This is a genomic window from Pseudomonas sp. GW822-FHT04H02, from assembly GCF_058800645.1.
This window is the reverse complement of the sequence record NZ_JBXAMM010000002.1, coordinates 92,514-105,538: the sequence shown is the minus strand read 5'-3', so window position 1 is coordinate 105,538 and position 13,025 is coordinate 92,514. Positions and strand designations below refer to the sequence as shown.

The 13,025-nt window shown below is 59.3% G+C and carries 10 protein-coding genes; 1 reads left to right on the top strand and 9 read right to left on the bottom strand.

Annotated features, from left to right (window positions below):
* Positions 1-4 precede the first annotated feature (4 nt).
* Entirely contained in the window at positions 5-1,909 is a 1,905-nt protein-coding gene (ftsH, locus tag AC1RMG_RS07195) for an ATP-dependent zinc metalloprotease FtsH (RefSeq protein WP_011059197.1), read from the bottom strand.
* A gap of 201 nt (positions 1,910-2,110) precedes the next feature.
* Positions 2,111-2,740 carry a 23S rRNA (uridine(2552)-2'-O)-methyltransferase RlmE gene (gene rlmE / locus AC1RMG_RS07190; protein ID WP_011059196.1) on the bottom strand — a complete coding sequence of 210 codons (630 nt, stop codon included), beginning with the start codon at positions 2,738-2,740 and terminating at the stop codon, positions 2,111-2,113.
* 104 nt (positions 2,741-2,844) lie between these two features.
* On the opposite strand from rlmE, the gene AC1RMG_RS07185 reads away from it, so the two are divergent.
* Positions 2,845-3,153, top strand: coding sequence for a YhbY family RNA-binding protein (locus AC1RMG_RS07185; protein WP_007920867.1), 309 nt, complete (start codon positions 2,845-2,847; stop codon positions 3,151-3,153).
* A 12-nt stretch (positions 3,154-3,165) separates the two neighbouring features.
* Here the strand turns inward: AC1RMG_RS07185 and AC1RMG_RS07180 are convergent, their stop codons facing one another.
* The 7 genes from AC1RMG_RS07180 to dnaK form a co-directional block, all read right to left on the bottom strand.
* Positions 3,166-3,570, bottom strand: a complete 405-nt coding sequence (locus AC1RMG_RS07180) for a hypothetical protein (protein ID WP_011059194.1) — start codon at positions 3,568-3,570, stop codon at positions 3,166-3,168.
* Between the two features lie 28 nt (positions 3,571-3,598).
* Entirely contained in the window at positions 3,599-4,075 is a 477-nt protein-coding gene (greA, locus tag AC1RMG_RS07175; RefSeq protein ID WP_011059193.1) for a transcription elongation factor GreA, read from the bottom strand.
* Positions 4,072-7,293, bottom strand: coding sequence for a carbamoyl-phosphate synthase large subunit (gene carB, locus AC1RMG_RS07170; protein WP_011059192.1), 3,222 nt, complete (start codon positions 7,291-7,293; stop codon positions 4,072-4,074). The genes greA and carB overlap by 4 nt, the downstream gene beginning before the upstream one ends.
* Positions 7,294-7,422: 129 nt before the next feature.
* Complete coding sequence (gene carA, locus AC1RMG_RS07165; RefSeq protein WP_011059191.1) at positions 7,423-8,559, bottom strand: glutamine-hydrolyzing carbamoyl-phosphate synthase small subunit; 1,137 nt, start codon at positions 8,557-8,559, stop codon at positions 7,423-7,425.
* Between the two features lie 256 nt (positions 8,560-8,815).
* Entirely contained in the window at positions 8,816-9,622 is an 807-nt protein-coding gene (dapB, locus tag AC1RMG_RS07160) for a 4-hydroxy-tetrahydrodipicolinate reductase (protein ID WP_493168835.1), read from the bottom strand.
* 10 nt (positions 9,623-9,632) lie between these two features.
* Positions 9,633-10,757 (bottom strand): molecular chaperone DnaJ, encoded by a 1,125-nt coding sequence (gene dnaJ / locus AC1RMG_RS07155; protein WP_015634112.1) that lies wholly within the window; start codon positions 10,755-10,757, stop codon positions 9,633-9,635.
* Positions 10,758-11,079: 322 nt separating this feature from the next.
* Positions 11,080-12,996, bottom strand: coding sequence for a molecular chaperone DnaK (gene dnaK / locus AC1RMG_RS07150; protein ID WP_011059188.1), 1,917 nt, complete (start codon positions 12,994-12,996; stop codon positions 11,080-11,082).
* Between the last annotated feature and the right edge of the window lie 29 nt (positions 12,997-13,025).

The window sequence follows — 13,025 nt, the reverse complement described above, 5'->3', positions numbered from 1 at the left end:
AACCTTAGTGGTCGGCTGCTGGGCCGCCAATGGGTGTTTCCGGACGCTCATTCTGCACTACTGGAGGAGGAGTACCCGAGCCGCCCTCCCAATCACGAGGTTCGCGTGGAGTACGCCCTGCCATGATGTCGTCGATCTGATCAGCGTCGATGGTTTCGTACTTCATCAGGGCGTCTGCCATGGCGTCCAGCTTGTCGCGGTTGTCCGTCAGGATCTGCTTGGCGGTGCCGTAGCACTGATCGATGATGCTGCGCACCTCGGAGTCGATCAGTTTCGCCGTTTCCGCAGACAGGCTCGCATGCTGGCTACCCGCGCTGCGCCCCAGGAACACCTCACCCTCTTCTTCGGCATACATCAGCGGACCAAGCTTCTCGGAAAGACCCCATTTGGTCACCATGTTCCGCGCGATCTGGCTGGCACGCATGATGTCGTTGGAGGCGCCGGTGGTCACGCCGTCGAAGCCAAGGGTCATTTCTTCAGCGATACGACCGCCGTAGAGCGAGCAGATCTGGCTGATCAAGGCACGCTTGGAGAGGCTGTAACGATCTTCTTCCGGCAGGAACATGGTGACACCCAAGGCCCGGCCGCGAGGAATGATCGACACCTTGTAGACCGGGTCATGCTCGGGCACGACACGACCAACAATGGCGTGGCCAGCTTCGTGATAAGCCGTGTTCTGCTTCTCTTTTTCGGACATGACCATGGATTTGCGCTCCGCGCCCATCATGATCTTGTCCTTGGCCAGTTCGAATTCCTTCATTTCAACGATGCGCTTGCCGGTACGCGCCGCAAACAGCGAGGCCTCGTTGACCAGGTTCGCCAGGTCGGCACCGGAGAAACCCGGGGTACCGCGGGCGATTACCGCAGGTGCGACGTCGTCGCCCATTGGCACTTTACGCATGTGCACCTTGAGAATCTGTTCGCGACCGCGAATGTCCGGTAGGCCAACCACGACCTGACGGTCGAAACGGCCCGGACGCAGCAAGGCCGGGTCCAGTACGTCAGGACGGTTGGTCGCGGCGATCACGATGATGCCGTCGTTCATTTCGAAGCCATCCATCTCAACCAGCAACTGGTTGAGGGTCTGCTCACGCTCATCATGACCGCCGCCCATGCCGGCGCCACGGTGACGACCGACGGCGTCGATCTCGTCGATGAAGATGATGCAAGGAGCATGCTTCTTGGCTTGCTCGAACATGTCACGGACGCGGCTGGCACCCACACCGACGAACATCTCGACGAAGTCGGAACCGGAAATGGTGAAGAAAGGCACCTTGGCTTCACCAGCGATGGCTTTGGCCAGCAACGTCTTACCGGTACCTGGTGGGCCCACCATCAACACGCCGCGAGGAATACGACCGCCCAGACGCTGGAACTTGCCTGGGTCACGGAGGAATTCAACCAACTCACCTACTTCTTCCTTGGCCTCGTCGCAACCGGCAACGTCAGCCAAGGTAGTTTTCACCTGATCTTCAGACAGTAAGCGCGCCTTGCTCTTGCCGAAACTCATCGGCCCGCCCTTGCCTCCGGCACCACCCTGCATCTGGCGCATGAAGAACATGAACACCGCGATGATCACCAGGATCGGGAAGCTGGCCACCAGCAGTTGAGTCCAGATGCTTTGCTGTTCAGGCTGCTTGCCTTCGACCACCACGTGGTTGTCCACCAGGTCGCCGATCAGGCCATTGTCCTGAATGGCAGGACGAATGGTCTTGAAGCTGTCGCCATCGTTGCGCTTGCCGGTAATCACGTAGCCATCAACCGCTACGCGCTCGACCTTGCCATCCTTAACTTGCTGGATGAAGTCGGAATAGTTGAGGGTCTGCGGCTCGTTAGGGCTGGAGAAGTTGTTCATCACCGTCACCAGGACGGCGGCGATGATCAACCACAGGATCAGATTCTTTGCCATGTCGTTCAATTAACTACCCTCTGAAGCAAGCTCCGCTACTGGCGCGCGCTTCGCATGATATTCACCGGCCTAACTTACTACATTACCTACAGCTCTGGCAGGCGCTGTCTGTAACCCTATGTGAAACTTAGACTACACAATATGCGCTTAATCTGACGGGGCGAAATACGAAAATCCTATCACCCCAGTCAAAACTCTTACTTACTCACTACGACCACGGAAGCCGCGCCCCAGCAGGTATTGCTCCCGAGAACGGTCACGGGATGATGACGGTTTGCGCATCTGCACTTTCTCGAACATCTGCCGCACGCTCTTGTGGTACTCATCGAAGCCTTCACCCTGGAAGATCTTGATCAGAAAATCACCACCTGGACGCAAGACCCGACCAGCAAGATCCAGCGCCAACTCGCACAGGAACATCGCTCGCGGCATATCCACGGCTGCTAACCCACTCATATTGGGGGCCATATCGGAAATCACAAGGTCAACTTCAGAATTTCCGACCGCCTCGAGGATCTGCGCCAGTACTGCATCCTCAGTGAAGTCCCCTTGAATAAAGGTCACATCGGGAATGCTGTCCATTTCCAGGATGTCCGAGGCAATCAGGCGCCCCTGGCCACCAATCAGACGACTGGTCACCTGCGACCAGCCACCAGGGGCGGCCCCCAGGTCGATCACACTCATGCCAGGACGGATAAGGCGGTCCTTTTCCTGGATCTCCAGCAGTTTGTAGCTGGCACGGGAACGGTACCCATCTTTTTGCGCCATTTTGACGAATGGGTCGTTGAAGTGCTCTTTCAGCCAGTTATGGCTAGTTTTGGAACGGGCCACGGGCCACCTCAAAATAAAACGGGTCGTGATTAACTGGGCGGTCCCGGACTCGCTCGGGTAAACTGGCCGCCGCTTTTTACAAGATCAGACGCAGGGGTCAGATTATGCCGCTCACTCAAGAGCAGAAGAAACAGTACAAATCCATTGGCCACCATCTGAAACCAGTATTGACTGTGGCTGACAACGGTTTGACCGAAGGTGTATTAGCCGAACTTGAACGCGCCTTGAGCGATCACGAGCTGATCAAGATCAAGCTCAACATCCTCGAGCGCGAGTCGCGCCTGGAAGCCATTGCCGAATTGTGCAAGGCCGGCAAAGCGGATCTGGTGCAGGTCATCGGCAAGATGGCGCTGATCTACCGCAAGAACGCCAAGGTAAACAAGCAATTGTCGAACGTCCATCGTTTCCACTGACGTCGACTCGGGTCAAGGGTGTGCCTGGCGCACCCTGCCACCCCATCCTGGCACTGGCTGCAACACCAGTACCAGCCCGGAAAAACCCAGGACCAGATAGCTGAACAACTGCCAGCGCTGAGCTTCCGGCAACAAGATGCGTACGACGAAATACATCGCACACGCATACATCGCCATCAATAGCAGTTGCCCCCGAATATCCCGCCACAAGCTCCTCAGCCCTTCGGACTGGATCAATACCAGTATCTGCAGGACCAGGCACGCCGCCGAAAAACCTACCAGCAACGCACTGAGCAGTGACGAGATTTCTTCGATCAGCAAGGGGGCAAGGCCAATCTGCCCCAGGGCGGGCAGCAAGCCGAGATGCAACAACCACAAGCCGCCGACCCACAACATCTGGGCCAGCTGCCAAAGCATGGCGCCCGCGTGCAGCGGGCGCCTTCTTTCAGATGTGACGGACTTCGACAATCTCGTACTCGATAACGCCACCAGGCGTTTTGACCGCCACCACATCACCCTCTTCCTTGGCAATCAAGGCGCGAGCGATCGGCGAGCCGACGGAAATTTTACCGAGTTTGATGTCAGCCTCGTCCTCACCCACGATCTGGTAGGTGACGCTTTCGTCAGTTTCGACGTTGGCGATTTCTACCGTGGTGCCAAAGATCACCTTGCCGGTATGGGGAATGGTCGTGACATCGATGACCACCGAGTTCTGCAGGCGGCCTTCAATATCGCGGATCCGCGCCTCTACCATGCCCTGCTGTTCGCGAGCGGCATGGTATTCGGCGTTTTCCTTCAGGTCACCCAACTCGCGGGCCGTACCGATGTCCTGGCTGAGCTTCGGACGCACGACCTTGGTCAGGTGAGCATGCTCTTCTTCCAGGGCGCGCGCGCCCTGGACGGTCATTGGGTATTTATTCATGCCTTCAATCCTGCGTGTAGATCCTGCAAGCGACGCACGGTCTTTTCCGGACCGAACTTCAACGCTTCACAGATAGCTTCGCCAGCAGCAATGGTGGTGGTGCAGTAGATCTTGTGCTGCAAGGCGTTACGACGAATGGAATAAGAGTCAGCAATCGACTGACGGCCTTCGGTGGTGTTGATGATCAGAGTGACTTCGTCGTTCTTGATCATATCGACCACATGCGGACGACCTTCAGTCACCTTGTTCACACGACGCACCTTCAGGCCGGCCGCCTCGATCAGCTTGGCGGTGCCCGCAGTAGCGACCACTTCGAAGCCCAAGTTGATCAGATCACGGGCCACGCCTGCAACCAGAGGCTTGTCATCGTCGCGCACGCTGATGAACGCAGTACCGCCGGTCGGCAGCACTTCGCTGGCACCCATCTGGGCCTTGGCAAAGGCTTCGCCGAAGGTGTCGCCCACGCCCATCACTTCACCGGTGGACTTCATCTCTGGGCCGAGGATCGGGTCGACGCCCGGGAACTTGGCAAACGGGAATACCGCTTCCTTGACGCTGTAGAAGTTCGGAATGATTTCCTTGGTGAAGCCCAGCTCTTTCAGGGTCTTACCGGCCATCACACGAGCAGCGATCATCGCCAGGGAGACACCGATGCACTTGGAAACGAACGGCACGGTCCGGGAAGCGCGCGGGTTCACTTCGATGACGTAGATCTGATCGCCTTGCAGGGCCAGCTGCACGTTCATCAGGCCAACCACACCCAGTTCCAGGGCCATTTTCTTGACCTGTTCGCGCATCTCGTCCTGGATGTGCGCCGGCAGCGAGTACGGCGGCAGCGAGCACGCAGAGTCACCGGAGTGAACGCCAGCCTGCTCGATGTGCTGCATGATGGCGCCGATCACTACGTCGGTGCCGTCGCAGACCGCATCCACGTCCATTTCAATGGCGCAGTTGAGGAAGTGATCCAGCAGCACCGGGCTGTCGTTGGACACTTGCACCGCTTCGCGCAAGTAGCGCTTGAGCTCATCTTCCTCGTAGACGATTTCCATCGCCCGGCCGCCCAGCACGTAGGACGGACGCACCACCAGCGGGTAACCGATCTTGGCGGCGGCACGAATTGCTTCGTCTTCGCTGCGCACGGTAGCGTTTGGTGGCTGACGCAGGTTCAGGCGTTCGACCATCTGCTGGAAGCGCTCACGGTCTTCGGCGCGGTCGATAGCGTCTGGGCTGGTGCCGATGATCGGCACGCCGGCGGCTTCCAGGGCACGAGCCAGTTTCAGCGGAGTCTGGCCGCCGTACTGCACGATCACGCCTTTTGGCTTCTCGACACGGACAATTTCCAGCACGTCTTCCAGGGTCACTGGCTCGAAGTACAGGCGATCCGAAGTGTCGTAGTCGGTGGAAACGGTTTCCGGGTTGCAGTTGACCATGATGGTTTCGTAACCATCGTCGCGCAGCGCCAGGGCGGCGTGTACGCAGCAGTAGTCGAACTCGATGCCCTGGCCGATACGGTTTGGACCACCGCCCAGAATCATGATCTTGTCACGGGTCGAAGGTGCGGCTTCGCACTCTTCTTCATAAGTCGAGTACAGGTACGCGGTGTCGGTGGCGAACTCGGCGGCGCAGGTGTCGACGCGCTTGTAGACCGGGAACACTTCCAGCTTCTGACGATGTGTGCGCAGGTTCTTCTCGGTCACGCCCAGCAGCTTGGCCAGACGCTGGTCGGAGAAGCCTTTGCGCTTGAGGCGGAACATCAGGTCGCGGTCGATGGCCGACAGGCCCAGGGTCTTGACCTTCTCTTCTTCCTTGATCAGGTCTTCGATCTGCACCAGGAACCAAGGATCGATCATGTTCATGCCGAAGATCTGCTCGACGGTCATGCCGGCACGGAAGGCATCAGCCACGTACCAGATACGCTCGGCGCCGGGCACGGTCAGCTCGCGCTTGAGCACGTTCATGCTTTCCGGATTGCTCAGGTCGAGCTTGGGATCCAGGCCGCAAACGCCCACTTCCAGACCACGCAGGGCTTTCTGCAGGGATTCCTGGAAGGTCCGACCGATGGCCATGACCTCACCCACCGACTTCATCTGGGTGGTCAGGCGCGCGTCGGCCTTGGAGAACTTCTCGAAGGCGAAGCGTGGCAGCTTGGTCACGACGTAGTCGATGGACGGCTCGAAGGACGCCGGGGTCTTGCCGCCGGTAATATCGTTGGACAGCTCGTCCAGGGTGTAGCCGACAGCCAGCTTGGCCGCGACCTTGGCGATCGGGAAACCGGTGGCTTTCGAAGCCAGCGCCGAGGAACGGGATACCCGCGGGTTCATCTCGATCACGACCATGCGGCCTGTGTTCGGGCAGATACCGAACTGCACGTTGGAACCGCCAGTTTCCACACCGATCTCGCGCAGCACCGCCAGGGAGGCGTTACGCAGGATCTGGTATTCCTTGTCGGTCAGGGTCTGTGCCGGAGCCACGGTGATGGAGTCACCGGTGTGCACGCCCATCGGGTCGAAGTTCTCGATGGAGCAGACGATGATGCAGTTGTCCTTCTTATCGCGGACCACCTCCATCTCGTACTCTTTCCAGCCGATCAGGGATTCGTCGATCAGCAGTTCCTTGGTCGGCGACAGGTCCAGACCACGGGCGCAGATCTCTTCGAACTCTTCGCGGTTGTAGGCGATGCCACCACCGGTGCCACCCATGGTGAAGGATGGACGGATGATGCAAGGGAAGCCCAGCTTGTCGAGGACCGCATTGGCCTCTTCCATGCTGTGGGCAATACCGGAGCGCGGGCACGCCAGGCCGATGGACTTCATGGCAGCGTCGAAGCGCGAACGGTCTTCAGCCTTGTCGATGGTGTCGGCGTTGGCGCCGATCATCTCTACGCCGAACTTCTCCAGGACGCCTTCACGCTCCAGGTCCAGGGCGCAGTTCAGCGCAGTCTGGCCGCCCATGGTCGGCAGCAGCGCGTCCGGACGCTCTTTCTCGATGATCTTGGCAACGGTCTGCCACTTGATCGGCTCGATGTAGGTGGCGTCGGCCATGGCCGGGTCGGTCATGATGGTGGCCGGGTTGGAGTTCACCAGGATGACCCGGTAACCCTCTTCGCGCAGGGCCTTGCAAGCCTGGGCGCCGGAGTAGTCGAATTCGCAGGCCTGGCCGATCACGATCGGGCCAGCGCCAAGAATCAGGATGCTTTTAATGTCTGTACGTTTTGGCATGGGTTGTCACTCAAATCCGCAGGTCAGTCGGCAAGCCGTCTTGAACATTCTCTGAGGCGCCCGAGGGGTTCCGCCGGATTTGCCGGGGCCGCCCTCAAGCGCTGCTCGCTACACTTTCAAGGCGAGCGCTTAGCGTCGCTTGGCCATCTCGTTGATGAAGCGGTCGAACAGCGGCGCCACATCGTTCGGGCCCGGGCTGGCTTCCGGGTGGCCCTGGAAGCTGAACGCGCTCTTGTCGGTACGCTCGATACCCTGCAGGGTGCCGTCGAACAGCGACTTGTGGATCGCCCGGACGTTGCCCGGCAGCGTGGCTTCATCCACCGCAAAACCGTGGTTCTGGCTGGTGATCATGACCACGCCGCTGTCCAGATCCTGCACCGGGTGGTTGGCACCGTGGTGGCCGTGGCCCATTTTCAGGGTCTTGGCACCAGAGGCCAGGGCCAGCAGTTGGTGACCCAGGCAGATGCCGAACACCGGAATCTCGGTTTCGAGGATTTCCTTGATCGCCTTGATGGCGTAGTCGCAAGGCTCGGGGTCACCTGGGCCGTTGGACAGGAACACACCGTCAGGCTTGAGAGCCAGCACATCGCTCGCTGGGGTCTGGGCAGGCACCACGGTGACGCGGCAACCGCGCTCCACCAGCATGCGCAGGATATTCAGCTTGACCCCGTAGTCGTAGGCAACCACGTGATACGGCAGCTCGGAAGCCTCGATGGTGGCGTGGCTGTCGGTCTTCAGATCCCAGACAGTCGAACGCCACTCGTAGCTTTCCTTGGTGCTGACGACTTTCGCCAGGTCCATGCCTTTGAGGCCAGGGAAGCCGCGCGCTGCAGCGATCGCCGCTTCTTCGGAAATGTTGTCACCGGCCATGATGCAGCCGTTCTGTGCACCTTTCTCACGCAGGATACGGGTCAGGCGACGGGTGTCGATACCAGCGATCGCCACCACGTTGTTGGCTTTCAGGTAATCGGACAGGGACAGAGTGTTACGCCAGTTGCTGGCTACCAGCGGCAGGTCACGGATGACCAGGCCGGCCGACCACACACGGTCGGACTCGGCATCTTCCGGCGTGGTGCCGGTGTTGCCGATGTGAGGGTAAGTCAGGGTAACGATCTGTTGGGCGTAGGAAGGATCGGTAAGGATTTCCTGATAGCCGGTCATTGCGGTGTTGAACACCACCTCACCAACGGTTTGACCGTCGGCTCCAATGGCTTCGCCGCGAAAAATGCTGCCATCAGCAAGGGCGAGTATGGCTGGCTTAGTCAAGAAGACCTCCCGTAAATAGAGCCTGAAAGGGCGATCGCAGGTTGCAAAAAAGCGGAATGACGTATAGACACGTCACCCCGCTTCTTCGTCGAATTATCTGCGCGCTTTTAGTGGACACACTAAAGCTGTAGCTTACAGAAAAAGGCTTTTTCGGTCCACCGCTAATGAGCCCTAAAGGCAGAGGAATGCGACAGAACATCGCCTAGCGGTACGAAGTGGGGTTAAAGGACAGCCTCAACCCCACTTCAGATGCATCTCAACGCAGATCCAGCACATCCTGCATGTCGTATAGGCCGGCCTCGCGCCCGTCCAGCCACAGCGCGGCACGCACCGCGCCCTTGGCGAAGGTCATGCGACTGGAGGCCTTGTGGGTAATCTCCAGGCGCTCGCCCTCTGTGGCAAACAGCACGGTGTGATCCCCCACCACATCGCCACCACGAACCGTGGCGAAGCCGATGGTTTCACGCTCACGGGCGCCGGTATGGCCTTCACGACCATACACCGCGACCTGCTGCAGATCGCGCCCCAGGGCGCTGGCAATCACCTCACCCATGCGCAGGGCGGTGCCCGATGGCGCATCGATCTTGTGTCGGTGATGCGCCTCGATGATCTCGATATCCGCATCATCACCCAGCACCCGAGCCGCCATATCCAGCAGCTTCAGCGACAGGTTGACCCCAACACTGAAGTTGGCAGCGAAGACGATCGGAATCTCCTTGCCCGCCTCGGTCAGCAATTGCTTTTCCCTGGCACCCAGGCCGGTGGTACCGATCACCATGGCCTTGCCTGCCTTGCGGCAGAACGCCAGGTTCTTGAGCATCACTTCCGGCAAGGTGAAATCGATCAGCACATCGAACTCATCAACCACCTTCTCCAGGCTGTCGGACATCGGCACGCCAAGACGCCCCAGGGATGCCAGCTCACCCGCATCCGCCCCCACCAGAGAACTGCCCGGACGCACGATCGCCGCGGTCAGCCCGGAGAGCGGCGAACGCAGTTGCACGGCCTCGACCAGGGTCTTGCCCATGCGCCCGGCGGCGCCCATCACTGCTATACGTCGCATGCGTTACTCCTTACAGGTCGCCGAAGAAGCGCTTGACGCCCTCGAACCAGCCGGTGGTTTTCGGCGAGTGAGAATTGTCGTCGTCCAGCGAACCACGCAACTCTTCCAGCAGCTCGCGCTGACGACGACTCAGGTTCACTGGCGTCTCCACCGCAACCCGGCACATCAGGTCGCCGGCACCGCCGCCACGCACGGGAGCAACGCCCTTGCCACGAATCCGGAACTGCTTGCCGGTCTGTGTTCCTTCGGGAATCTTCAGCTTGACCCGACCATCCAGGGTCGGAATCTCCAGCTCGCCACCCAACGCCGCATCTACGAAGCTGATGGGCACTTCACAGAACAGGTGCTTGCCGTCACGCTGGAAGATCGCGTGCTCACGCACATTGATCACCACATACAGGTCGCCAGTCGGGCCACCCTGGGTCCCCGCCTCGCCTTCGCCGGACAGACGAATACGGTCGCCGGTATCGACACCTGCCGGCACTTTCACCGACAGCGTTTTGTACTCTTCGACCCGACCTTCGCCGTGGCACGAATCGCACGGATCGGAAATGATCTTGCCCTGGCCATGGCAGCGCGGGCAGGTCTGCTGCACCGAGAAGAAACCCTGCTGCATGCGCACCTGACCAATACCGCCACAGGTCGGACAAGTGACAGGGGAAGACCCCTTCTTGGCGCCCGAACCATCGCATGGCTTGCAGTTGACCAGTGTCGGCACACGGATATTCACCGTGGTGCCACGCACCGCCTCTTCCAGGTTCAACTCCAGGGTGTAACGCAGGTCGCTGCCGCGCTGCGCACCGCCACGGGAACCGCCGCGACCGCCACCGAAGAAATCACTGAACACGTCACCGAAGATATCGGAGAAGTTCTGCCCGCCGAAGCCGGCACCCCCGCCACCCATGCTCGGGTCGACACCAGCGTGGCCGTACTGGTCATACGCGGCACGCTTGCTGGAATCGGACAGTACTTCGTAGGCCTCGTTGGCCTCCTTGAACATGTCTTCCGACGCTTTGTCGCCGGGATTACGGTCCGGGTGATGCTTCATCGCCAAGCGACGGTAAGCCTTTTTCAGCTCCGCATCGCTGGAGCCACGCTCCACACCCAACACTTCGTAATAGTCACGCTTTGCCATAAGTCTTTGCACTCTTAAGGACGTCCGGCAAACCCTCCTGAGCTCTGCCAAACTCGCTGAGCCCCAATACAGGCCCGGACCCAACTCACGTCAATTCAACGATCCTGGTCTTGGAAAGCCAACCCGGTTGCGGGCCGACCATTGCAGTCATCACAGCCGGAAAGCAGGAGCTTCTCCGACCCGACCGCCAGCGCACAAACGGAGCTTGTACGCCGTCAAAATTTCGCTAACTCCAGACACGCCAACGCGGGAGCAAGCTCCCGCGCGGCGACATCCTACCAGTCACCGCCCAAAGGCAGTCAACCGGCCGACCAACAAGCCATTACTTGTGGTCTTTTACTTCTTCGAACTCGGCGTCGACGACATCGTCGGCTTTTTCAGCGGACTCGGCGTGCGGTGCCGCGCCTTCTGCAGGCTGGGCCTGTTCGGCGTACATCTTCTGGGCAACCGGGGCCGAGACTTTCGACAGCTCTTCGACCTTGGCGTCGATGGCGGCCTTGTCGTCGCCCTTGACGGCAGCTTCCAGGGCAACCACGGCGGCTTCGATTGCGGTTTTCTCTTCCGCGGTCACTTTGTCACCGGCGTCAGCCACCATCTTGCGAGTCGAGTGCACCAGCGCATCACCCTGGTTACGGGCGGTGGCCAGTTCTTCGAACTTGCGATCCTCTTCCGAGTTGGCTTCAGCGTCACGGATCATCTGCTGGATCTCTTCATCCGACAGACCCGAGTTGGCCTTGATCACGATCGACTGAGTCTTGCCGGTAGCCTTGTCCTTCGCACCTACGTGCAGGATGCCGTTGGCGTCGATGTCGAAGGTCACTTCGATCTGCGGCACGCCACGTGGAGCTGGTGGAATGTCGGCCAGGTCGAACTTGCCCAGGGACTTGTTCTGCGCGGCTTGCTTGCGCTCGCCCTGCAGTACGTGAATGGTCACTGCGCCCTGGTTGTCGTCGGCAGTCGAGAACACTTGGGATTTCTTGGTAGGAATCGTGGTGTTTTTCTCGATCAGCGCGGTCATCACGCCACCCATGGTTTCGATACCCAGGGTCAGCGGGCTGACGTCCAGCAGCAGTACGTCTTTCACGTCGCCGGCCAGTACCGCACCCTGGATGGCAGCACCCATGGCAACAGCTTCGTCCGGGTTGACGTCCTTACGGGCTTCCTTACCGAAGAAGTCGGTTACTGTCTTCTGTACCAGCGGCATACGGGTCTGGCCGCCGACCAGGATCACGTCGTTGATCGAACCCACGTCGATACCGGCGTCTTTGAGCGCGATACGGCAAGGCTCGATGGTGCGCTGAACCAGGTCTTCAACCAGCGACTCCAGCTTGGCGCGGGAAATCTTCACGTTCAGGTGCTTAGGACCGGTGGCATCTGCAGTGATGTACGGCAGGTTGACGTCGGTCTGCTGGCTCGAGGACAGCTCGATCTTGGCTTTCTCGGCAGCTTCTTTCAGGCGCTGCATGGCCAGCGGGTCACCCTTGAGGTTCATGCCGCTTTCTTTCTTGAACTCATCAACCAGGTAGTCGATCAAGCGGATGTCGAAGTCTTCACCACCGAGGAAGGTGTCACCGTTGGTGGCCAGCACTTCGAACTGGTGCTCGCCATCGACTTCAGCGATTTCGATCACCGAAACGTCGAAAGTACCACCGCCCAGGTCGTAAACGATCACGGTGTGATCGCCCTTGGCCTTGTCCATACCGTAGGCCAGAGCGGCTGCGGTTGGTTCGTTGATGATACGTTTGACGTCCAGGCCTGCGATGCGGCCGGCGTCTTTGGTCGCCTGGCGCTGGCTGTCGTTGAAGTAGGCCGGAACAGTGATGACCGCTTCGGTCACGGCTTCGCCGAGGTAGTCTTCGGCGGTCTTCTTCATTTTCTTGAGGATTTCAGCCGAGATCTGTGGCGGAGCCATTTTCTGGCCGTTCACTTCAACCCAGGCGTCGTTGTTGTCAGCCTTGACGATCTTGTAAGGGACCATCTGGATGTCTTTCTGCACAACTTCTTCGTCGAAGCGACGACCGATCAGACGCTTTACTGCGTACAAGGTGTTGTGCGGGTTGGTGACAGCCTGACGCTTGGCCGACTGACCTACCAGGATTTCGCCATCGTTGGCGTACGCGATGATCGACGGCGTGGTACGCGCGCCTTCAGCGTTTTCGATAACTTTTACGTTGCCGTTTTCAAGAATGGAGACGCACGAGTTGGTGGTCCCCAAGTCAATACCGATAATCTTGCCCATGTTAACTCTCCCGAAACTTTGGATTTGGA

Coding starts and splice junctions, on each gene's coding strand:
- dnaJ (WP_015634112.1), bottom strand. CDS start 10,757: ATGGCAAAGCGTGACTATTACGAAGTGTTGGGTGTGGAGCGTGGCTCC.
- dapB (WP_493168835.1), bottom strand. CDS start 9,622: ATGCGACGTATAGCAGTGATGGGCGCCGCCGGGCGCATGGGCAAGACC.
- AC1RMG_RS07185 (WP_007920867.1), top strand. CDS start 2,845: ATGCCGCTCACTCAAGAGCAGAAGAAACAGTACAAATCCATTGGCCAC.
- carB (WP_011059192.1), bottom strand. CDS start 7,293: ATGCCAAAACGTACAGACATTAAAAGCATCCTGATTCTTGGCGCTGGC.
- greA (WP_011059193.1), bottom strand. CDS start 4,075: ATGAATAAATACCCAATGACCGTCCAGGGCGCGCGCGCCCTGGAAGAA.
- AC1RMG_RS07180 (WP_011059194.1), bottom strand. CDS start 3,570: ATGCTTTGGCAGCTGGCCCAGATGTTGTGGGTCGGCGGCTTGTGGTTG.
- dnaK (WP_011059188.1), bottom strand. CDS start 12,996: ATGGGCAAGATTATCGGTATTGACTTGGGGACCACCAACTCGTGCGTC.
- ftsH (WP_011059197.1), bottom strand. CDS start 1,909: ATGGCAAAGAATCTGATCCTGTGGTTGATCATCGCCGCCGTCCTGGTG.